Source organism: Polynucleobacter paneuropaeus, from assembly GCF_003261235.1.
GTDB lineage: Bacteria > Pseudomonadota > Gammaproteobacteria > Burkholderiales > Burkholderiaceae > Polynucleobacter > Polynucleobacter paneuropaeus.
In genome coordinates, this window is sequence record NZ_CP030085.1 from 604,975 (window position 1) to 625,467 (window position 20,493).

At 45.4% G+C, this 20,493-nt stretch carries 22 protein-coding genes and 1 tRNA gene; 17 read left to right on the forward strand and 6 right to left on the reverse strand.

Features of this window, described 5'->3' with window-relative positions; translation table 11 throughout:
• Positions 1-3: 3 nt before the first annotated feature.
• The gene (locus Pas1_RS03250) at positions 4-783 is read left to right on the forward strand and encodes an enoyl-CoA hydratase/isomerase family protein (protein WP_112209347.1); all 780 of its coding nucleotides are present in this window, start codon (positions 4-6) and stop codon (positions 781-783) included.
• Here the strand turns inward: Pas1_RS03250 and hemW are convergent.
• The 3 genes from hemW to rph are packed head-to-tail and all read right to left on the reverse strand — an operon-like array spanning position 780 to position 3,277.
• Positions 780-1,961, reverse strand: coding sequence for a radical SAM family heme chaperone HemW (gene hemW, locus Pas1_RS03255; RefSeq protein ID WP_112294476.1), 1,182 nt, complete (start codon positions 1,959-1,961; stop codon positions 780-782). The two genes, Pas1_RS03250 and hemW, sit on opposite strands and share 4 nt — an antisense overlap.
• Entirely contained in the window at positions 1,954-2,553 is a 600-nt protein-coding gene (gene rdgB, locus Pas1_RS03260; protein WP_112204388.1) for an RdgB/HAM1 family non-canonical purine NTP pyrophosphatase, read from the reverse strand. The genes hemW and rdgB overlap by 8 nt, the downstream gene beginning before the upstream one ends.
• A 10-nt stretch (positions 2,554-2,563) precedes the next feature.
• Positions 2,564-3,277: a ribonuclease PH gene (gene rph / locus Pas1_RS03265; protein WP_112205844.1), complete on the reverse strand. Its 714-nt coding sequence runs from the start codon at positions 3,275-3,277 to the stop codon at positions 2,564-2,566.
• A 68-nt stretch (positions 3,278-3,345) separates the two neighbouring features.
• On the opposite strand from rph, the gene Pas1_RS03270 reads away from it, so the two are divergent.
• The 4 genes from Pas1_RS03270 (at position 3,346) to Pas1_RS03285 (ending at position 7,577) form a co-directional block, all read left to right on the forward strand.
• On the forward strand, positions 3,346-4,275 hold the full coding sequence (locus tag Pas1_RS03270) for a YicC/YloC family endoribonuclease (protein ID WP_112204386.1): 930 nt from the start codon (positions 3,346-3,348) through the stop codon (positions 4,273-4,275).
• 25 nt (positions 4,276-4,300) lie between these two features.
• A complete protein-coding gene (gmk, locus tag Pas1_RS03275) occupies positions 4,301-4,930 on the forward strand; it encodes a guanylate kinase (RefSeq protein WP_112294477.1) in 630 nt (209 codons plus the stop codon).
• 46 nt (positions 4,931-4,976) lie between these two features.
• Positions 4,977-5,180 (forward strand): DNA-directed RNA polymerase subunit omega, encoded by a 204-nt coding sequence (rpoZ, locus tag Pas1_RS03280; RefSeq protein WP_011902918.1) that lies wholly within the window; start codon positions 4,977-4,979, stop codon positions 5,178-5,180.
• 93 nt (positions 5,181-5,273) lie between these two features.
• Positions 5,274-7,577, forward strand: a complete 2,304-nt coding sequence (locus Pas1_RS03285) for a RelA/SpoT family protein (protein WP_225971662.1) — start codon at positions 5,274-5,276, stop codon at positions 7,575-7,577.
• Positions 7,578-7,587: 10 nt separating this feature from the next.
• On the opposite strand, the gene greB is transcribed toward Pas1_RS03285, so the two are convergent.
• On the reverse strand, positions 7,588-8,088 hold the full coding sequence (gene greB, locus Pas1_RS03290) for a transcription elongation factor GreB (protein ID WP_112294479.1): 501 nt from the start codon (positions 8,086-8,088) through the stop codon (positions 7,588-7,590).
• Positions 8,089-8,106: 18 nt separating this feature from the next.
• Between greB and Pas1_RS03295 the strand changes: the two genes are divergently transcribed.
• The 3 genes from Pas1_RS03295 to Pas1_RS03310 all read left to right on the forward strand — a co-directional run bounded on the left by Pas1_RS03295 (position 8,107) and on the right by Pas1_RS03310 (position 9,994).
• Positions 8,107-8,183 (forward strand) — tRNA-Arg (locus Pas1_RS03295).
• A gap of 467 nt (positions 8,184-8,650) precedes the next feature.
• Complete coding sequence (locus Pas1_RS03305; RefSeq protein WP_112294480.1) at positions 8,651-9,520, forward strand: nucleotide-binding protein; 870 nt, start codon at positions 8,651-8,653, stop codon at positions 9,518-9,520.
• Positions 9,521-9,529: 9 nt separating this feature from the next.
• A complete protein-coding gene (locus tag Pas1_RS03310; protein ID WP_096672442.1) occupies positions 9,530-9,994 on the forward strand; it encodes a bactofilin family protein in 465 nt (154 codons plus the stop codon).
• Here Pas1_RS03310 and Pas1_RS03315 read toward each other — a convergent pair.
• Together Pas1_RS03315 and Pas1_RS03320 are read right to left on the reverse strand one after the other, a co-directional pair.
• Entirely contained in the window at positions 9,991-10,956 is a 966-nt protein-coding gene (locus Pas1_RS03315; RefSeq protein ID WP_112294481.1) for a M23 family metallopeptidase, read from the reverse strand. The two genes, Pas1_RS03310 and Pas1_RS03315, sit on opposite strands and share 4 nt — an antisense overlap.
• A gap of 107 nt (positions 10,957-11,063) precedes the next feature.
• Positions 11,064-11,867: an SPOR domain-containing protein gene (locus tag Pas1_RS03320; RefSeq protein WP_112294482.1), complete on the reverse strand. Its 804-nt coding sequence runs from the start codon at positions 11,865-11,867 to the stop codon at positions 11,064-11,066.
• A 234-nt stretch (positions 11,868-12,101) separates the two neighbouring features.
• Between Pas1_RS03320 and Pas1_RS03325 the strand changes: the two genes are divergently transcribed.
• From Pas1_RS03325 to Pas1_RS03365, 9 genes are all read left to right on the forward strand, one after another.
• Positions 12,102-13,205: a L,D-transpeptidase Cds6 family protein gene (locus tag Pas1_RS03325; RefSeq protein WP_112294483.1), complete on the forward strand. Its 1,104-nt coding sequence runs from the start codon at positions 12,102-12,104 to the stop codon at positions 13,203-13,205.
• Positions 13,189-14,259, forward strand: a complete 1,071-nt coding sequence (locus Pas1_RS03330) for a L,D-transpeptidase family protein (protein ID WP_112294484.1) — start codon at positions 13,189-13,191, stop codon at positions 14,257-14,259. Before Pas1_RS03325 ends, Pas1_RS03330 begins: the two co-directional genes overlap by 17 nt.
• Before the next feature lie 236 nt (positions 14,260-14,495).
• Positions 14,496-14,951, forward strand: coding sequence for a CBS domain-containing protein (locus Pas1_RS03335; protein ID WP_112294485.1), 456 nt, complete (start codon positions 14,496-14,498; stop codon positions 14,949-14,951).
• Positions 14,952-15,003: 52 nt separating this feature from the next.
• Positions 15,004-16,620: an EAL and HDOD domain-containing protein gene (locus tag Pas1_RS03340; RefSeq protein ID WP_112294486.1), complete on the forward strand. Its 1,617-nt coding sequence runs from the start codon at positions 15,004-15,006 to the stop codon at positions 16,618-16,620.
• 73 nt (positions 16,621-16,693) lie between these two features.
• Complete coding sequence (locus Pas1_RS03345; protein WP_192874762.1) at positions 16,694-17,740, forward strand: fumarylacetoacetate hydrolase family protein; 1,047 nt, start codon at positions 16,694-16,696, stop codon at positions 17,738-17,740.
• Between the two features lie 58 nt (positions 17,741-17,798).
• On the forward strand, positions 17,799-18,164 hold the full coding sequence (locus Pas1_RS03350; protein ID WP_112294487.1) for a hypothetical protein: 366 nt from the start codon (positions 17,799-17,801) through the stop codon (positions 18,162-18,164).
• A gap of 26 nt (positions 18,165-18,190) precedes the next feature.
• Positions 18,191-18,397, forward strand: coding sequence for a hypothetical protein (locus Pas1_RS03355; RefSeq protein WP_112294488.1), 207 nt, complete (start codon positions 18,191-18,193; stop codon positions 18,395-18,397).
• Positions 18,398-18,581: 184 nt separating this feature from the next.
• Positions 18,582-18,968, forward strand: coding sequence for a hypothetical protein (locus tag Pas1_RS03360; protein WP_112294489.1), 387 nt, complete (start codon positions 18,582-18,584; stop codon positions 18,966-18,968).
• 177 nt (positions 18,969-19,145) lie between these two features.
• Positions 19,146-20,447, forward strand: coding sequence for an EAL and HDOD domain-containing protein (locus Pas1_RS03365; protein ID WP_112294490.1), 1,302 nt, complete (start codon positions 19,146-19,148; stop codon positions 20,445-20,447).
• Positions 20,448-20,493: the final 46 nt, after the last annotated feature.

The following is a 20,493-nucleotide window of genomic DNA, read 5'->3' on the forward strand; positions in this document are numbered from 1 at the left end:
GAAATGACTGATATTGCTCAAGTTCATTTTGAGGTGCGTGATGCCATAGCGCATATCACTTTTGATCATGTCAAAGCCCGTAACGCGATGACGATTTCGATGTATCAATCTTTGCAATCCATCTGTGAAGAGATTGCAAAGACTCCCAGTATTCGGGTGGCCATCTTCAGAGGTGCAGGTGGTAAGTCCTTTGTATCAGGAAGTGATATTAGCCAGTTTGCTGATTTTCAAAATGGTGAAGAGGGTGTCGTCTATGAGCAAAATATTGAGCGCTACTTTACGCCCTTAATCATGTTGCCAATACCAACCATTGCCGTCATCGATGGCATGGCAGTTGGTGGTGGATTGGCGATTGCCAGTTGCTGTGATTTCCGAATCTCGACGCCCGATGCCCGCTTCGGTGTGCCGATTGCCAGAACCTTGGGTAATTGCCTATCTCCCGGCAATATTGCTTGGCTCAATGCCCATTTGGGAATTCATCTGGTCAAGAGGATGTTGCTTCTTTCGGAAATGATTAGCGCTACAGAGTTATTGCAACACGGCTATCTTTTGCAAACCCATGAGGCAGATCAATTAGAGGGTGCAGCACTCGAGTTAGCAAAACGTCTTAGCAGCTTGGCACCAATCACCCAGAAAGTGAGTAAATTGACCTTGGCACGATTGATCAGAAATACTCTTCCCAATTGCGATGATCTGATTAAAGAGTGTTACGGTAGTAAAGACTTTCAGAATGGCGTGAAGTCCTTTATTGCTGGCGAACCACCAGTCTGGTCAGGTAATTAAGCCAGAAAGATCTCTTGGAGATTATTGAGATAGCGAAAGCCTTGTTCGCTAGCTTTGAGCAAAGTAGGATTGGGATCTAGTAAGCCCTGATTGCTTGCCTCACTGAGTTCTTTGGAAATCATGCTGAGCGGCAGGCCAGTACGCTCACTGAAGGTGATGGTTTGTACGCCTTCACTTAATCGCAAAACATTGAGCATGAATTCAAAAGGCAGATCCTGCGCGGTAATATCGCGAGCCTCTAGTAGGGCATGGCCTTGCGTCTCCATCGCCTGCATATATTGCTCGGGATGCTTTTCTCTGAGCTGACGCGTGACTTTGTCTGGGAAAGAAATTTTCCCATGGGCGCCAGCGCCAATTCCGATGTAATCACCAAAGCGCCAGTAGTTCAAATTGTGTTTGCACTCCTGACCTTTTTTGGCATACGCTGAAACTTCATAGCGTTGGTATCCCGCCTTACCCAATAAAGCCAAGTTCTGTTCAAAGATTGCATCAATCGTTTCTTCATTGGGTAACTGGGGTGGAAAACTGGCAAAGTAGGTATTGGGTTCAAGCGTGAGGTTGTATAGAGATAAATGGGGTGTATTAAAAGAGAGAGCGGTTTCGATATCGTCGCGTGCTTGCTCTAGGGTTTGTTTTGGTAGTCCATACATCAAATCTATATTGACAGATTTAAAGTGCTCAAGTGCAATCGCAATTGCTGCACGTGCTTCTTTCCCATTATGAATTCGCCCTAAAGCCTTGAGCTGTTCATCCTGAAAACTTTGAATGCCTAAGGAAACACGGTTGATACCGGCCCTGGCAAAGGCAGAAAACTTTTCTGCCTCAACTGAACCTGGATTGGCTTCCATCGTGATTTCGGCATCGGGCTCAAGATTGATGCGGGCGCGCACTGCTGAGAGCAGCTCTTGCATACCGGCGCCAGAGAGCAGGCTGGGAGTTCCGCCACCAATAAAGATGCTGTGCACTTGTCTACCCCAAATGCGGGGTAACTCCGTTTCTAAATCCGCAATAAGGGCTTTGAGATAACGCACTTCATCAAATCCATTTTTTCCATCTTTAATTTGATGAGAGTTGAAATCACAGTAGGGACACTTACGTTCACACCATGGAAAGTGAATATATAAAGCGAGAGGAGGGAGCGCTGTGAACTGTGGGCGCAACAAAATTGAACTAGACACGCTGGTTCAGCTTAAGTAACTCAGCGATGAGGATACGCAATGCTTGGCCGCGGTGGCTAAAAGCATTTTTCTCGGCGGATGAGAGTTCGGCTGCTGTTTTACCTAACTCAGGAATATAGAAGTAGGGGTCGTAGCCAAAACCCTTATCACCTCTCGGTATGTCAGTGACCTCTCCATCCCAACGTGCCTGCACAGTAATCGGGTTTTGGTCATCAGCGCTATTTACCATGACAAGTGCACAGATGTAATAGGCAGTTCGATCAAGCTCATTTGCTAGGTCCTGAAGTAATTTGTGGTTATTGTCGGTATCGCTGGCATGATCACCCGCATAACGTGCAGAGCGCACCCCAGGTTTACCACCCAGCACATTGACGCAAATGCCAGAGTCATCTGCTAGAGCAGGTAGTCCGCTGAGTTGACTGGCGTGTTTGGCTTTTGCTAAAGCGTTCTCGAGGAAGGTATCGAAAGGTTCCTCTGCAGCAGGAATCTCGAATTGCCCCTGCGGAATTACCTCAAACTCAAAGGGCGCCAGTAACTCTGAAAACTCTTTGAGCTTCCCAGCATTGTTTGAGGCCAGAACCAGTTTTTGCATTGCGTATTACTTATTTCAAAGCTTGGGTTTGCAGTTTGCTTAATTCGGTAATACCTTGCTCTGCTAAGTCTAATAACTCTATTAGTTCAGTGCGCGAGAATGCAGCCCCCTCTGCGGTTCCCTGTATCTCAATCATGCCGCCTTTGCCCGTCATCACCACATTCATATCAGTATCACAGGAGGAGTCTTCGGGATAATCAAGATCAAGCACGGGCTGACCTTGAAAAATACCGACCGAAATCGCCGCCACACTATCGATGATCGGATCTTGCTTGAGAACGCCTGTTTTCAGAAGATGGTTGATGGCATCACGGGCTGCAACATAAGAACCCGTGATCGCTGCGGTACGAGTGCCGCCATCCGCTTGCAGCACATCGCAATCTAAATGGATGGTGCGCTCACCCAAAATCTCAAGGTTGAAAACACTGCGCATGGCACGGCCGATCAAACGCTGGATCTCTTGGGTGCGCCCAGTTTGTTTGCCTCTAGCAGCCTCTCGATCACTGCGCGTATGGGTAGAGCGGGGCAGCATGCCATATTCAGCAGTAACCCAGCCCTCACCAGACCCTTTCTTATGAGGCGGCACTCTTTCTAAGACGCTGGCAGTACACAAGACTTTGGTGTCCCCAAAGGCAATGAGGACAGAGCCCTCTGCATGCTTAGTAAAGGAGCGACTAATTGATACCTCACGCAATTGCTTGGGTGCACGACCGCTAGGGCGGATTACGGGGGTCTGGTTTTGGCTGTTCATATTCTTTAGTCCTGAGGGGTGGATCAATCTACAATGTCCATATGATATCGAGCATGACCGGTTATGGCAGCGCTTCTCGCCAAGTCTCCTTGGGGGCGGGTGTGCTTGCTGATCTGCAAATGGAGTGTCGAGCGGTCAATAGCCGTTTTTTAGACCTCGGATTTCGTTTACCAGACGAGTGTCGGGCTGCCGAGCCAGCTCTGCGGGAGATGGTGACCCAAAGCCTGGGTCGAGGCAAAGTCGAGTTTAGGGCAGCATGGCGTATTAATTCAAATGGTGCGGCTGCAAGTAAAGCTAATCCGCATGCCTTGGGCGCTCTCAATCAAGACGCTGTAGACGCTCTTTATGCCCTGCAAGAAAAGGTCCAAGCAGGTTTTCCCCAAGCTGAGCCAATGAGCGTGAGCGAGATTCTGCGTTGGTCAGGCGTTCTTTCGGAGCCGCGTGGTGACGAAGATGGCTGGTTGGCTGCCACTGTTGAAGCGGGTCGAGCTGCACTAAGTGCTCTGATGGACAGCCGAGCTGCCGAGGGTCAAGCCTTAGTAAAAGTACTCCTGAATATCACGCAAAAGATGCGCGAGATTGTGGCTAAAGTAGAACCCCTCATTCCAGGCTATGTGGCTCAGTATCAAGAAAAACTGACAGAACGTTTATCAGAAGCCTTGGCTGCTCAAGCACAAGCCAAAAGTGGTGCCGAGCTGATGGAACGTATTCGTCAGGAAGTGGTCTTATATGCTGTACGCATTGATGTGGCCGAAGAGTTTGCGCGCCTGAAAACACATCTTCAAGCAGTGGATTTGGCTTTAGCAGGGAAGGGACCTGTTGGTAAGCGCCTCGATTTTTTAATGCAAGAACTCAATCGAGAGGCTAATACCCTGAGCTCCAAATCAGTAGCCGAAGAATGTACTCAAGCGGCATTAGAGCTCAAACTATTGATTGAGCAAATGCGCGAGCAAGTGCAAAATTTAGAGTAAGCAAAACCTTTGCATACAATAAGCCATGACCATAACTAACGCTTACCAAGGTAGCATGCTGATGATTGTGGCACCCTCGGGTGCTGGTAAATCTTCTTTGGTTAATGCCTTGTTACAGAGTGAGCCTGGCTTAATCATTTCGCTTTCAACAACGACGCGCTCACCTCGACCAGGTGAAGTGGATGGCAAGGATTACCGCTTTGTTACTCCTGAAGTATTTAAACAGGAACGTGATCAAGGACAGTTCTTGGAATGGGCTGAGGTACATGGTCATTTTTATGGCACATCGAAAACTTGGATTGAACAGCAAATGCAAACGGGCAGCGATGTGATTTTAGAAATCGATTGGCAAGGTGCTCAGCAGATTCGTAAACTGATTCCGGTGGTGCAGTGGATCTTCATCTTTCCACCCTCGATTGAAGCACTTGAAGAGCGTTTACGTAAAAGAGGGCAGGATGAAGAGGCGACGATTGAAAGACGTCTAGCCGCAGCCCATATCGAGTTGCAGCATGCTCATGAGGCCAATTTCATTGTGATTAATGACGCCTTTGATCAAGCCTTAGCAGATTTGCGCCATATTCTGGCAGCAAGCCGCCTGCGCTCAGGCCCCGTTATGGCGCGTAACCCCGTGCTTTTAAAGCGCCTTGGGGTGTAATCAGTTATCCTATGGGTATTGAAGCTAAAAACGAAGTGAGTTCAGCATGGCCCGTATTACTGTAGAAGATTGTCTTAAAACTATTCCTAACCGTTTTGAACTGGTTTTGGCTGCCACTTATCGTGCTCGCCAATTGGTTCAAGGTCACTCTCCACGCGTTGAGTCCAGAGATAAAGCAACCGTAGTTGCCTTGCGCGAAGTTGCTGCTGGTGTTACCGACCGTGACATGCTGACCAAAGTACCTCTATAAATTAGGAGTTCCGGTGTGGAGCTCCCTCTCAGTCTTAAAAGTAGAGCCACAAGCGCATCAGAATCCTCGAGCGTAGTTTCTGGGCAAGCAGATCTGCTTGATATCCCGAATGCATCTGAAGTACAGGCAGGTAAGAAATCGATCATTGCCACTTTGTTGGCGCAATCGAGTCGACACCTCTTCGGCCCTACTTCTGCACCTACACTTCCCCTTAAGCATCAAGTTGTATCGATTGAAGGTTTGCTCAGTAAGCTGAGCTATCTCAAGCCTGATGAGATCAGCCAAATCAAGAAAGCGTTTCAGTACTCTGATGCTGCCCACTTAGGTCAATACCGCCATAGCGGCGAACCTTACATTACCCATCCTGTTGCTGTAGCTGAACTGTGCGCAACTTGGAAACTCGATGCAGCATCCATCATGGCCGCTCTAATGCATGATGTGATTGAAGATACCGGTTCCACTAAAGCGGAGCTGGTAGAGCGTTTTGGAACAAAAGTCGCCGAACTTGTCGAGGGTTTAACTAAGCTAGACAAGCTCGAGTTTCAAAGTCATGCTGAAGCGCAGGCAGAGAGTTTTCGCAAAATGTTCATGGCAATGGCTAGGGATGTGCGCGTCATTCTAGTGAAGTTAGCTGACCGTACGCACAACATGCGGACCTTAGATGCCGTGCCAATGGAAAAGCGCCGGCGAGTGGCGGCCGAGACGATTGAAATCTATGCGCCAATTGCACATCGACTCGGCCTCAATCTGATCTATCGTGAATTACAAGATCTCAGCTTCCGCTACTCAATGCCTATGCGCTTTCGGGTCATTGAGCAAGCCGTCAAGCGGGCGCGTGGTAATCGTAAGGAGATGGTGGAAAAGATTCTGCAATCTGCTCGCATGGCCTTTGCAAAATCCGATCTGGTAGTTGACCTACAAGGCCGTGAAAAAACCCTTTTTAGTATTTACTCCAAAATGCGGGCCAAGCATGTGAACTTTTCACAAGTGCTCGATGTCTATGCATTCCGTGTGACGGTCAGTTCGATTGATGAGTGTTACCGCGCTTTGGGAATTTTGCACGCTCTCTTTAAGCCTATGCCTGGTAAGTTTAAGGATTACATCGCAATCCCCAAGCTGAATGGCTATCAATCTTTACACACCACTCTGATTGGTCCTTCTGGAGTGCCGGTAGAGTTTCAGATTCGTACCAGTGATATGCATGCTGTAGCCGAAGCGGGTGTTGCAGCCCACTGGGCTTATAAAGACGGTGCTCCCGATATGAGTGAGGTACAAAACCGAGCCCACCAATGGTTGCAATCGCTGATTGATATTCAGGATAGTAGTGGCGACCCGCAAGAGTTCCTTGAGCATGTCAAGATTGACTTGTTCCCAGATGCGGTTTATGTCTTTACGCCTAAAGGCCATATTCGGGCCTTACCGCGTGGCGCTACTGCGCTTGACTTTGCCTACTCGATCCATAGTGATCTGGGCAATACCTGTGTGGCAGTCAAAATCAATGGTCTGCAATTACCGCTCCGCAGTGAGCTCAAGAACGGCGATATTATTGAGGTGGTTACTTCAGCGAGCTCACAACCCAATCCAGGTTGGTTAGCCTTTGTGCGCACTGGTAAAGCACGTGCTGCCATCCGACATTCTCTAAAGACCAAGCATTATTCAGAATCTCTGCAACTTGGCGAGCGTCTCTTGATGAGTGCTTTGCGGCAGCAGGGCGTTGATGCTGCTTTGTTGACTACCGAGGTTTGGGAAAAGCTACTGCATTGGACGGGGGATAAAACCCGTGAAGAAGCCTGCGTCAACATTGCTTTGGGTCGCCGCTCCCCCCAAGAGCTTGCCATTCGCTTGAAGATTCTGTTGGATGAAGAGGGTACTGGCGATCAAATGCGTTTAGATTCTGCGGATTGGGTCGCAACACAGCTTGAGCCTACCTATTCTCATCAACGCCAGGCCATTATTGTGGATGGTCGTGAAGGTAACTCGATTAGCTTCCAAAGCTGTTGCCATCCCATCCCAGGGGACAATATTATTGGTTATCTCGGTAAAGGTGAAGGTTTGCATATTCACACTAATGATTGCCCTCATGCCTTACGCATGCTTTCTAAAGATGGGGATAAATGGGTCGAGGTAGAGTGGGGCAAAGAGATTAATCGTGAGTTTGAAGTTGATCTGGCAATCGATACCCGTCAAGGCAAAGGTGTACTCGCCAGAGTTGCAAGTAGCATCACCTCAGCGGATACCAATATCTTGAATGTCTCGATGGACGATCGTTACAAAGAAGATTCGGTAGTGATTCGGTTTACGATTCAGGTTTCTGATCGTTTGCACTTATCTAAAGTGATGCGCAACTTACGCTCTAATCATGATGTGATGCGATTGACGCGCACCCGCTCAGAATAGAGTAGCAAGCTTAAAGGTACTGTACTTCCAGAATTTCAATTTCAGAAGGTCCCGTCGGTGTTTGTATTTTCACGCAGTCACCCAACTTGGCCTTGATTAAGGCTTTCGCAATCGGTGAGACCCAACTCACATATCCCTTTTCAAGATCGACTTCATCTACTCCAACAATAGTGATGCGCGTCTCTTTACCGACGTCCTTACCTTCGAGTGCGGCATAGGTAACGGTAGCGCCAAAGAAGATCTGCTCGGCATCGGCTTCACCCGATTTACGGGCTGCATTGTCGACCACCACTGCGAATTCTAGGCGTTGATTGAGGAAATGAATGCGGCGATCAATCTCTCGTAAACGTTTTTTGCCATAGATATAGTCGCCATTCTCAGAGCGATCACCATTGGATGCAGCCCAATGGACAACCTTCACAATTTCAGGACGTTCGACGTCTAAAAGCTGCAAAAGCTCAGTTTTAATGCGCTCGTGACCGGTGGGGGTGATGTAGTTCTTCTCTTCCATGGCATAATTATGGCTGTTGCGGCTGTAGCTCAGCTGGATAGAGTACTTGGCTACGAACCAAGGGGTCGTGGGTTCAATTCCTGCCAGCCGCACCAACTATAAGGGCCTCCTATCGGGGGCCCTTACCTTTTGTACAGTAGATTGCCTTTGGTGCAAAAAAATAAATTTGTGTCTTGATCATAGCCTTTACGATGGCGAACCATTCCCAGGGGTGTCCAATACATAATTTGAAGCCTGCTGGTTTGCCACCGGAGAGCTCTTGTAGGTGCTGTACAAACGTCACCATTTCTAATGAGATATATTTTGTAGACCCCATTAGTCAGCAGGAACAGTCTTTTATCAGAGGCAATATAAGCTAATTTGTTTTAACTGTGTCAACATCCTGTTGAGTCTATAAATGTAAGGATATTGATGACATTTCCAACGGCTATCCTTCCTAATGTTAGTTTTTAAATTGAAGAGTGATCTGCAATACCTTAATTTTTATGAAATTTGTTGCAAATTGTGATGCATAGTAATAGGATAAATATCCTATTTCAGCAAAGCAGAGCAAGAGATTGTCATGGAAACAATAAAAGTACTCGTCACAAACCGTAAGGGTGGGGTTGGTAAAAGCACGATTGCCGCCAATCTTGCTGCATACCTAGCTCTTCAAAAGGGCTTGAAAATTTCATTGATTGATTACGACGAGCAAAGTTCATCTTCTGCCTGGATTAAAAAGGCTCCTAATATTGGTATTGAGACTTTTCGAGCTGAGATGTCTTATCAAAGTGCTGGCATGACACTATTGAGCGCCAGATCTTCTTTGCGTAAATTTTCAACAGGTTTTGATGTCAGCATTTCGGACCTTACTTGGACGCCAAATATGGCAGAGAATTTCATGCATGATTTCGATGTCATCTTGGTTCCAACTTCAACTTCGAAATTTGAATTAGCTAGTACCGAAATATTTATTTTGGAATATGTATTGCGCAACACACCTTTTATTGCGAAAAATAAACAAGCAATCATGGCAGTTCCTAGTAGAGTTGAAACGAATTTTGCAGAAACCAGTATTTCTACAAATCTTGCTTCACTGAAAATGTGTTACGTCACCCCTCCTGTATTGCGTGCTAATGATATTGATAACTTTGTTTATGAAGATTTTTTCTGCGTCTCCAGCAATGCCACTATCTCAAATTACTTTTGCCGCTTTGGGGAGTTTGTGGCCCAACAGATTTTAGATAAAAAGCGTGAGCGTGAAGCACCTGCTTCTAAATTGGGCGCCATTTATTCTGGTCTAGGTAAGGGTATTTTGATATTAGATCGCTACCGTCAAAATAAAAAATTATTAGGCATGCAAGCTCGTTCTCAAACTCATGCACTGAAGTCTAGCGAGTTGATTGATAATAATTCTTCATCAATTCTTGCCTTTCTGATCAAGCAAAATTAACGAGGTGCGATGATGTTCGGTAAAAAGAATAATGAACACAAGTTTTCTGAACCGCTGATTGAATCTTTTGGAACCATCATTGGGAGCGCTACGGAATTTCATGGCTCCTTAATTGTTTCTGAAAGTGTGCGAGTAGATGGCAAGATTTTCGGCAATATCGAGGAGCGTGCTGGCCAAAGAATCACCATAGCTATCGGTAAAGGTGGTGAGGTGCATGGTGATATCTTTGCATTCCGAATTCTCGTTGCTGGCATGGTGAATGGAAACACTTATGCCCATGAAAGAGTGGAATTGCATACAACCGCCAATGTTCATGGGGATGTAACGTATGACACCATCGGCATTGAGCCAGGTGCCACACTCAATGGTCAAATGATCTCGAAAAGGGCAGAGCCAAACTCTAGCCCCGACTCAGCTACGCAACTGCAAGATACTATCAATAAGATCAAGCAAGACGCAGGAATTTCTTCTTAGTTCTCTTTAGCTGCTGCTGGCTTAGTGAAAGCCAAGACATCCATTGGGTTGAGTAGTGTGCCGTTCTTATAAATGCTGAAATGTAAATGTGGCCCTGTAGAGCGGCCAGTATTACCGACCTCTGCAATGAGTTGACCGCGAACGACGATGTCACCTTGGTTTACTAGTAGCTTTTGGCAATGAGCATACAGACTAGTGAAGCCCTCAGTATGTTTTATTTCAATCACGTTTCCCAGTTCTGGATCCTGCTTTGCCCTAATGACGGTGCCATTACCTGCAGCCAAAACTTGAGTGCCGGGTTTTGCATTGAAATCAATGCCAGGGTGAAAGGCGGGATTGTTGGTGATCGGATCGATACGTGCGCCGAAATTGCTACTTAAGCCATAGCCAGCGGCTATGGGTGGTTTTGTAGGCAGGGGAATTAAGCGTTCATACCTCTCAAGCCAAACCTCTTTTAGGGATTGTATTTTCTGATTAAGACTCACCGTGGTCTCTAGGGTTTTACTAAGATCAACTCTAAGGCCAGCGTTTTCGTAAAAATTCACTTGATAAGGGAGAAGGGGTAGATAGGGGCCGCCTTTGCCTGCGCTCGCTTCGTTATCCTTATCTTTGCGCTTTTCCTTTAAAGGGAGTGGTGTTGCTAGCGCAGCATACTGTTCGTTAATCTTGCTTAGGGCGTCAATTTTCTGGTCCATCGCCTTTAGGTTGCCCTGGAGCTTGGCAAGTTTTTCGCGATATTCGTCCTCACGGTGATAAAGCTCTTCTGAGGTAATGACACCACCCATATCGCGTGCCATGCCGGGATCAAATTTGATGGCGACCCTAAAGCCCAAGAAATAAACAGCGCTTCCAAGCATGATGAACAGAATACCGAGCGCAGCAGCAAAGCGTGTTAACTGGGTCTTGGTAATATTAAATTTTCTACAGTGGGAGGTTGCCCCTGAAATCCAGATGATTTGCATAATGTAATTCGATATTTGAAATAAAGGAGGGGCTTAGCTTGCTTGCTTTGCTATAGCGTCACACGCTATTGTCTTAAATGGATACGTAGTTTTCATATTACAAACGCTCAGTTCTTTGAGGCCTCGATGATTGAGGCGCTAATGCCTTGGCTAGCGAGTTTTTTAGAGATTGCTTCAGCACTCTGTTGTGTTGGCAAGGGCCCAATGCGCACGCGGAACACATTGCTACCATTAATTTTTGCAGGATCAACAAAACTTGTATAGCCCTTTTGATTAAAGGCCGCAACCTGATCATTGGCAATCTCTTTTGTGAAAAAAGCCCCAGTTTGAACAAAGTATTTGGAGTCACTGGAAGGGTTTGCAGAGGCTTTCTCCGGGTTTGAAGTTGAGGCATTTTGTGTTGCAGTCGCTGTTGCAGCCAATGGAGTTGTGCTTGCTGGAATTTTTTCAGTTGGCTTGACGGTAGCTTTAGGAGGTGGGGCTTTGATGGCCGCCTCACTCTTATCCGCATTGCTTGCCTCAACTACAGTAGTTTTTGTAAGCGAATCTTTTGAGCCATCATTAGTCCCAAAGCGGACAATCTTGCGCACTACGCTAACAGAATATTCATTCTTGGTTTGAGAGTTCTCTAGCTTGATCTCGGCAGTGCTACCAACTTTGCCACGAAGCATATTCTTAATATTGCCTGGATCCATTCCTTTAAGGCTTGATCCATCGACGCTAATCATGATGTCATTGACTTGAATGCCTGCCTGCGCTGCTGGCGAGTTGTCCTCGACATACTTAATGACGATCATCCCATCCGCGTTTTTGGTGTAGCGAATCCCAACAACCCCTTGCTTCTCGCTCTCAGCATTTTGAGCAAAAACCAATTGTGTGGATAAAAGGAGGATGGCGATAAGGTATTTCACGTAATTGCGGGCCTTAGATGCTAGGTTTTTTTGCGAGCTTGCTAGAAAGTACTATTTTAATGTAGTTGTTGACTGATGATGCTCGTCTTGCTGGCTTTTGAAAAGACAGAGAAATTCTTACAATAAGTGGCTAAAAATGCCCCTTTATGAAGCAAAAATTTAAAGGTTTGTGTGAGGGAGCGGACTGGGTCAGGGCGCTCTAAAAGACTGTTTGCATTGATAGTTTTCGCAAAAATGCTAAAATTGGCGGGTTCATTTGTCTCATTCCCCCTAATGCCATCCATTTTGACTGAAATTCGTTTATCTAGAAAATTGTGCCTAGAGCACAAACTCTCGCAATTTTTTCAGGGTGCCCTTTTATTGTTTTTTGTAAGCATTGCTCCTGCATTTGCTTATGTTTCTCCACAGCCTGTAGAAAATCTTCTCTTAAAAGGCGATTCAAAAGCAGCCCTTGCGCAAGCGGATGCGCTCAAGAAGGATTTATCCCCGGTTGACTACGCCAACACGAAAGCTTCCGCTTTATTAATGTTAGGGCGCTGGCAAGAGGCTGCTAATCTTTTAGAGCCTTATTACGAAAAAGACCGCACAAATCTTCTATTGGCCAATAATTATGCAGTTGCCTTGTGGGGGATGGATAAAAAAGATCAGGCGCGTAAGGTTTTAGAAACATCCCTCAATACTGCGTCGCCTGCATTCAGAAGTTTGCGCAAAATTTATTCAGCTCAGGCAGCTGAGGCTTATGCAAAAGCTTTAAATGAAAAAAATTTGGCGCCTCCACCCATTTTATTAGCAGGCTCTAGTGGCGGTACTGATTTGGTGGATAAGCCGGTAGTCGTTGCACAGGCTCCCAAAGCGCCTGCACCCCCAACGCCCACAGTGACGGCAGCAGCTCCAGCACCCAGTACTCAGGCGCCCAAGACAAGCCCTGTAGCTACCCCAGTTACAGAGGTACCACCAGCTCAGGTTGCAGCAGTCGAGAAAGATGCTGCACCTTCTCCGCAAGAGCTTGAAACCATCACTGCAAATATGAATGGATGGGTTAAGGCATGGTCCAGTAAAAACGTGAAATCGTATTTAGCTTATTACTCGCCGAGTTTTTCGCCTGACAAAGGCTTATCCTATTCAGAGTGGTATGAGCAAAGGAAACAAAGGGTCGCTAAACCAGGTGCTATCAATGTTGAAATTAGAATCACGAAAGTGGTTAAATCGAAGGGCAAGATTGTTGTTACCTTTAGGCAGAAGTACAACTCTGCAAACGTCAATACAAATTCTGTGAAGTGTTTGGAATGGGTAAATGACAAGGGAACTTGGTTGATTGCTCGTGAATTTAATAAATAACAATCACTTTGATAGCGGAGCACGTCAATTGCGCTTGAAATCCTTATTGATCGCTGGCTTTTTAACGGCCCCAATGCTTTGTTTAGCAAATGGCGATACCGCTGTTCGTCAGGCCACTCAAGAATTGGTTCGTAATGGTAATCTCGACAAAGCCCTAGACTTATTAAATAAGTCTGAAGTTGAACATCCCAATTTCCGTTTGGCAACATTTATGCGTGCTGAATTGCTAACTGCACTTACCGGCGGAGCAATTGCCAATAAGTCTATGAGCGAGGTACGGGATGTTGAAGCCCCTCAAAATTTATTATCGGAGCTTCAGTTAAGAAACTCCGTTATCCCCAATTTGACAGATCTTCGCCCAGCTCAGGTTCTGAAAATGCCCAAGAATGCAGATGTCATTTTGATTGACGCATCGATTTCTCGCGCCTATCTTTTGCGCAATAAAGATGGTGACCCTGTCTGGGAGAAAGATTATTTCGTCACTATCGGTAAATTAGGTGTGGGCAAGAAAAAAGAGGGTGATCTTAAGTCGCCCTTAGGTGTCTACTCTGTCACGATGCAGATCCCTAAGCAGCAATTAAGGTCCATCTTTGGGGCTGGTGCACTGGAATTAAGTTTCCCAAATGCGCTCGATAAGAAGTTGGACATTAGCGGTTCAGGAATTTGGTTGCATGGTGTGCCCAAAAACACTTACAGTAGAGCCCCTAAGGCCTCTGATGGATGCCTTGCTTTTGCCAACGATGATGTCCGAGAAATTATTGAGTTAGCTAAAAAACGCCAAATCCATGTGAGTGTGGTTCCTTCAGTCCAATGGCTAAAGAAGTCTGATTGGAATGCGCGTTCAGCTCAGGTCAGCAACGAAATCGCTGCATTTAGGGCCGAAAGCCTAAAGATAAAAACTTCTATACCGCCTGAGGCAATTTATGCCCCAGAGTCAACATCCACCTTGGTGATTGATCAGCCGATCGGTCAGGCAGAGGGCTCCCCAGTCTATAGAGAATATTGGGATAAAAACGGCAATAGCTGGACCTTAAAGTTCAAAAGCCGTACTTAATAAAATATAAGCAGCTTATAAAAACTGCATTTGAAGCGCCCCAACGTATTTAGGATTTTCCCTAATATTGATATAAATTCATGCTGATGGGGCTAAGATAGCCTTATATCAAGTTGTGCTTGATTTTATGTTAATAAGACTATAGCTTAGATAGAATCTACCAATGACCAATATTGTTACTTGTTGGGTGTTCCAGCGCTGATATTGCTCTCCAGATATAAAAGGATAAGCATCGTATGCCATTAGTAAAAAATTGCTTGGCCAACAAATCGAATACTCTCATTTCAGTTCAGTCCTCTGATTATGTAGTAAAGGTATTGGAGCTCATGCGCTACAATTTGGTTCGCTCCGTGTTGGTAATTGATTCAGAAAAGTTGGTAGGAATTATTTCTCAAGGGGACTGCGCTATTAAAGTGCTGCTTCCTGGCCTAAGCGCTAAAGAAGTATTGGTCAAAGATGTGATGACTGCTAATCCAATCTCAGTTGGTTATGAAGATGATTTGCGTGACTGTATGCAAATCATGATTTCTAAAAGGATTCGTCATTTACCAGTATTGGATGAAGACAAAGTGAGAGGTGTTGTTTCTATTGGCGATGTCGTCAAAGATACTTTGGAGCACAGAACTGGCCAAATCAAATTTTTAGAGCGCTACATTAAAGAGTGGGATAACTCACAAAATGCTGATAAATAGCCTACTCAATACATTATTCATTAGAAAGGCATTCTTTTTAGTAAGAAAATAAATGGCACTCTTTGGTAAAAAAACTCAGCCCACTCCTGTTCAGACTCCCAGGGAGCCTGAAAAAGTAGCCCCGGAAAATTCCTATCTAGGGCGCGAACTAATTATTGATCGTGACCAAGCCATCATTGGTTATGAACTTTTCTTCCGTCCTGGAACCACTCTCAAAGCCAAAAGAATTAACGAACGCAATGCGGTCTTGGCTCAAATTGCTAAGCGTCTAGCAGAAGATCCTAAGGCAGAAGTCACTTATCCTGATGAAATTACGGATGCCAATTTGCGGGATGACGATGGTAATGAAGTCAAAGAAGTCACGCTTAGTGAGATGCTTTATGCACTCAAGACAAAAGGTGTAGCTCAGTCACTTGGCCAGCATCTTGGCTTTATCAAAATCCACCCTCATCAATTGGGAGATGAGCTTCGCGGTATTCCTGCCGTGAAGTTTCCTTTGCAACTGGATTTAGCTGAGATCCTGGAGGCAATTCAAAAGGAAGCTTCTGAGGATGAGGATCTAGAGGATAGCAAGAAAGATGTCAAAAATCCTGATGCTTCTGATGAGCCTAAGGTGCCAGAGATTATAGAAAAGCTCGAAAAGCTAGCGAATATCGGGTACAAATTTGTACTTACTGGTTTGACAGAAGTGTTTGATGGCCTTGAAGATATCTTGCCGAAGTTTCGTTATGTCAAACTTGATGTTCACCAAGTCGAGAATGCGGCAAGTCTGATCGAATTCTGTAAAGCCACTCCTTTACCAAGAGATATCAAGTCTCCTGCGAAGAAGGGCGCAAAGACTGGCGATGATGGTGCTGTAATGAAAATGATTGCAACCCATGTAGAGACTCCAGAAGATTTCCACAAAGCCCGTGACTTGGGTTTTGATGCTTACGAAGGCTTCTATTTTATTAAGCCTGATCCAGAACTTTCATTGCATCGCGGCGATGACTATCGCAAAATATTAAAGCTGCTTACTTTACTGCTTTCATCTCCCGAATTACACGAACTTGTCGATGAGATTGAGTTGAACCCAGTCGTAGCAAAGCATTTAATGGTGATTGCGGAAGTGGATGCTGGCAGAAAGCGAGCCAAGCCAGAAAATATTCGAGATGCGGCGGTGATTTCTGGGGTCAAACGTATTACTCGTTGGACTCAATTATTGTTATATGCAGATAGTAAGGCTAAGGTCTCACTAGAGTCGACTCCTTTGCTTCAATTGGTTTGTGTCAGAGCTTTCTTTATGGAATTGGCATCTGGCAAATTACCTGCTGGAGCGGGCTTGGGCTCTAGCGATTTGGCATTCTTAGTCGGCGGTTTATCCTTGATTGACAATCTCTTCGATGAATCTAGTCGAGATATCCTATCCAAATTCAATTTGCCCGGTGTTGTTGTGGATGCCATTGCCGATCGAAGTGGCGTTTTGGGCGGTTTACTAACTCTTGCTGAAGCTGCTGAAATTGGTGACTTACAAAAATGCCAGCAGCTATGCTCAGGAGAATTGGGATTGCTTACCTTGGATGATGTTGCCCAAGATTCTCTTCTGGCTATTAAAACATTCGTTGCCCAAACTCAATTGGCTCCGGATGAAGATGTTTGGGAACAGGCAGAAGCTCCGGTTGATGAGTAACTAACTAAGTTATTAAATTAGTGGCTTAATTAGCCGTTAAACTATCAAAATCACTAATCAAGCTGGAGCAAACATGAGTGCACGTCGCCACTTTATAAAGACCTTTTCTTTATCTGGAATCGGTATTGTGGCAGCCTCAACTTTGGGATTTTCTTCTGATGCTGCTGCGCGCAGATTTAAGTTTGCCAAAGAGCAAGAGGCCTACAGCGGTCCCCACATCATGGTTAAAAACACCAAGATCCTCTCCATTAAAAATAGTGATGGTTCTGAGACGATGGGTGTCATCAGCCCAAAAGGGGTGATCGATATTCGTGCGGTTGCTAAGAAGCTGAATATTGCCGCGCCTTACACTTTGGATCAGCTGCTACAAGAGGGTAACGCCACTGCATTTAATAAAGCCGTGGCTGGCGCTGAAAAGTCTGGGGTGCCCTACTTGCCAGAATCGAAGATTCGGTATGGCAGGCTTTTTAAGAATCCTGGAAAAATTATTTGTGTTGGAATCAATTACCGACAATATGCAGAAGAGGTTGGGGTAGCTAAGCCAGCGGTTCCTGCCTTGTTTAATAAGTATGACAACAGTCTGGCAGCCCATAATTGCGTTCTTGAAATTCCACCACCCGATGTTTCTTATAAGCTGGATTACGAGACCGAGCTCTTAGTGGTGGTTGGAAAAAAAGGCCGCAATATTCCTGAGTCTGAAGCCCTTAATTACGTTGCTGGCTATTGCACTGCAAATGACTTTACCTCACGTGATTTGCAACTTGATCTTCCAGGTGGACAATGGATGATTGGTAAAACGCTAGATCAATACGCACCCATTGGCCCCCATTTTGTGACCGCTGATTTGGTAGGCGACCCAAATAACTTACAAATACAGACCTTTGTAAACGGTGAAATGCGGCAGAACTCCAATACCTCAGACTTTATTCATAATGTCCAAAAGCTGCTTGCTTATATCAGCACCTACTGGGCGCTTGAGCCAGGCGATATTATTTTCACCGGCACTCCCCAGGGCGTTATTGCGAATATGCCTAAAGATCAGCAAGTTTGGCTGAAAAAAGGCGATGTGGTTACGAGTGTTGTGGAAAAACTTGGAGAGCTTAAATTTACTTTGGGATAGAGACCAAAGCCAGGTTCGAGAGTAGGATAGAGGTCTAGGTTTATCTAAAGGAATAAGGATGATGAAGCTCAAACTTTTAATAGCCCCAGTGGCCCTAATCATGATTTCTTCCTCTGGCTTTGCCGCTGAAATTGGTGGGGCAGGGGCCAGAGATATAGGTCGTGGCGGCAATAATGGGAATAACAGCTACGGTAACAATAACAACTATGTCGTAGTTCCATATGACGCAGGCAATGTTCCGGGTGCTCCCAATAGCAACCAGCCCGTCACTGTGATGAATGGCCCAAACGGCTCTACCCAAACCCAAGTTGGTACCACCACTTACTATTCTCCTGGCGGTAGTTCAGTTTCAAACGGCAATCGAACCATTTATTCCAACGGCTCAAATTGTGTGGTGCAGGGCAACAAAAAGACCTGTAACTAGATTTAGCTGGAAAAATTGACAGCGTAATGGACCAGAGAACTCAAATGGAGGCCCTTTTGCATGACTTGGGTCAGCCTTTGTTGGCTATTCGCTTAAATGCTGAGCTATTAATGCACTCTCTTGGTGAATCTGGTTCAGACGCCAGTAAGAAAAAAATCCAAGCTATTTTGCAAGCAAGCCAAGAATCCATGGATATTGCAGCCCAGTTGGGAAAGTTAGATATAAAAAAATAGTCAATTAAATCAATCACTTAATATTTATTAATCATAAAATTCAGAATTTCTTGAAATTGGGCTCAAGTTTTTAGTTTGATTGACGTAAAAGATGGTGAGGGCTTGTAAGTTATGTAGGCCCGGGTCGAAACCTCATGGTTTCATTGCAAAGATTTGAAAGGATAGCCAGGTTAAAGGAGCTTATATGAATATGCAAATAACTCCATCTGCTGCTGTTTCTAGTTATTCATCAGCCAGCGAATCACAGGCGCGCCAAGGTTACTTGGGCGCATTGGCTGCTGCTTTGCGTAATGGTGATGTGGTTGCTGCTCAACAGGCCTTAATTGAGTTGCGTGGTGTTGGCGGTGGCGTTAGCCCTGATGCCCTCTTTGAGAAAATTGATAATTCAATTAAAACAAGCCGTTCTGATGAAATCAAGTCCGCATCTTTGGCTTTGGATGAGTACAGAAAAACTGGCCAAACAGATCAATATAACCCTACTGAAAAAGCGCCTGGCGCCAAAAAAGACCCTATGCCAATTCAGCTAATGGCTGCTTCCGGTACAGGCACCTTGGTCAATATCAAGGTTTAATAGCAGAACATTAGGCTTAGTTTCAGCTTAAGCCTTGAATCTTGAGAATAAGGCCTAAAAAAGTCGCTTTATTCTTCAATTTGAAAATCCCCTCACTCCCCTAAAGTGGTAGCTTATTTATCAGGATAGCCAAAGTCCGTCCGTTTGCTGACTGGGGCCCCTTTAAACAAGGATCATATGATTGCGACAACTGAGTCTTCTGCGGATTTAAGTACCTCCGAAATTTTTCTTGCGCGCAATTCCGTATTCGATAGTTCGGGTAGGGTGATAGCTTATGAAATGCTCTTTCGTTCCCGCGAAAGTGTGGATGAAGGGCGACCTGATGATTTGGCAACAAGCACCCAGGTGATCGTCAATTCGATGAGCCATTTTGGTTTAGAGGGAGTACTTGGTTCTGCTGATGGTTTTATTCATGTGACTGAGAAGTTGCTCATGAGTAATACCTTAGAGATTCTTCCTGCTCAGCGCATCATTCTCGAAATCATGCCTGACGTTTCCTTAAACTCAGAAATGCTTAAACGTTTGCAAGAGTTAAAAACGACTGGTTTTCGGATTGCATTAGTAGATTCTAGTTTGGGCGACGCAGCAGAATCAAAGGGGGCGGTAGAGGGTGTTGATTCTATTTTGCCTTTAATTGACATTATTAAAGTAAATTTAAAAACAACTTCTCCTGAAGATATTCTACGTTTAATTGAGCGTGTTCGCTTATTGGCAAAGCCGATTTTTTGGGCAACGCAAGTTAAGACAGGCGAAGATTTAGCAGCTTGTAAAGCGCAGGGCTTTAGCTTATTTAGCGGCCCTTATTTTTCCCAGCCTTTGGTGATGCGCAGTAAAAAACCGCAAGCATTGCAGGTGAGTCTGATGAAGATTGTAGGACTGCTATTTAAAGATGAGGGTATTGCGACTTTAGAGCCTCTTTTTAAGGCTAATCCTGATCTCACATTAGGCCTGTTTCGTTTGGTAAATTCCGTTGGTGTGGCAGGGCATTTACAGATTAGTTCTGTACGTCAGGCATTAGTTACTTTAGGGCAAAAGCAACTCTTGCAATGGATGCTGCTGTTAATTTATACGGAGGCTGGTAATGCAGCTACTTCAGAGCTGCAGCGCCGAGTGGTAAACCGTGCCCGCTTAATTGAGCTCCTCTCGCAGCATGAAGATATCACTCAGCCTGGATTAAGTGACCAGGCTTTTGTAGTGGGACTCCTTTCTTTGGCGCATAAGGTGACTGGCCAAACTATGGAAGAAGTCCTCAAGCACATTCATCTTGCAGAACATTTACAAAATGCCCTCTTGCACCACGAAGGGATTTTGGGTCAATTGCTGGTCTTGACTGATGCCATTGAGGCGGCTGACTTTAGCCGTATGGAGGCCTCTAGAAGCCATTTGGGAATTTCTGCACAGTCCTTAACAGACTTGCAGCTTCAGGCTATTGCCTGGACGAACGAGCTTGATCGCCAAATGAGCTCGATGAAGGGCTGATTCACGGGTATATTTGTCATTTTCGGCAATTCTATAGATTTCGTTA